1 protein-coding gene is annotated in these 1,199 nt (G+C 29.1%); it reads right to left on the bottom strand.

Annotated elements, in window-relative coordinates:
- Positions 1-112: 112 nt before the first annotated feature.
- Positions 113-1,199 (bottom strand): Cj0814 family flagellar-dependent secreted protein (locus BGS43_RS00580; RefSeq protein WP_257841414.1); only part of this gene is annotated, 1,087 nt, incomplete at its 5' end.

Raw genomic sequence — 1,199 nt, 5'->3', positions numbered from 1 at the left:
CATAGTTTGAGTTATCATTGATGCTAAAGATACTCATATTAATTCCTTAATTTAGATTTTTCTATTTTTTTATATAGATAAACAAGTTTTTAAACCTACTTATCCATAACCCTTAAACCCTAGTTTGTCCTATAAGATTATTAAGTCTATCCATTATAGATCCAACATAAGAATTTATACTTTCACTGCTTGCTTTCCAACCATTAGCTTTTGCTTGATGAAATTCTCTATCAAAAGAGATTCCACTGCCTACGTATACATTTTGCCATTCAACTCCTTTTTCCATTGCATAAATACCTGCATCAAGCCAGCCATCTTGTGCATAACCTTTTAATAAACTTGCAAAATCTACTTTGCCTGTCATAATGTCGTCTAAGGAAGCTAAAGAGCCATCAAAGCTTTCTTTCGTCATAGCTTCAATATGTGCTTTAACTAATGGATTTAATGTTGTATTACCACCTTCTAAAGCTTCTCCACCGCTAGATTTTAAAAAACTCATAAACAAAGCTTCTTTAGAATAACTTCCATCTTCATTTTGTGGATAAACTGACATATCAGGATTAAAAGTATATTTTGCACTATTTTCATCTAAATTTTGAGTTTGCATACTTTGCGGAGTGAAATTTAATGGTTGTAAGCCTATATTAATATGCCCAAACATTCCTAATTGTTCTGCTTCATTATATCGTTCTTGTGTATTATAGAAATTTGTTATAGTTTGACTATCTAAATTTTGAAACATAAACTTAAAATCCGTATTATGAATACTATACCCCTTTGGTAAAGAATTTAAATCTTCTACACTAAAGCTAGTTTTATTAGAATTACCAAAACTATGATTTATAATTTGATTAAATTTGGAATAGTATTGTCTTATGGTATCGGCCATATCTATGTTTGTATAATAATTTGAAACGCCTAAATCGTTTGCAGTGTGTTCTTTAAAACTTGTATTGAAACTATATATCTCATCCAAAGTAGATTTATGTATCTTAAAATCATTTGGCAATCCTGCAGCTTTGTTAAAGTCACTTCCCATATAACCATCTTTATCTACACTATAACCATAGGCTGTATCAGTGCTTAAATCTACTTGTTTATATTTTAGAGTATAAATAGAGTTTTTAAATTCACTAGATATATCATAATTAGGAGAACTTGTCTTACTACTTATACTAAAATTAGTATTATTGCTAGTA

The organism is Campylobacter sp. 110 (assembly GCF_002383965.1).
Taxonomy (GTDB): Bacteria; Campylobacterota; Campylobacteria; order Campylobacterales; family Campylobacteraceae; genus Campylobacter_D; species Campylobacter_D coli.
Note: the sequence above shows the minus strand (reverse complement) of the source record. Positions and strands in the feature narration are given on the sequence as shown.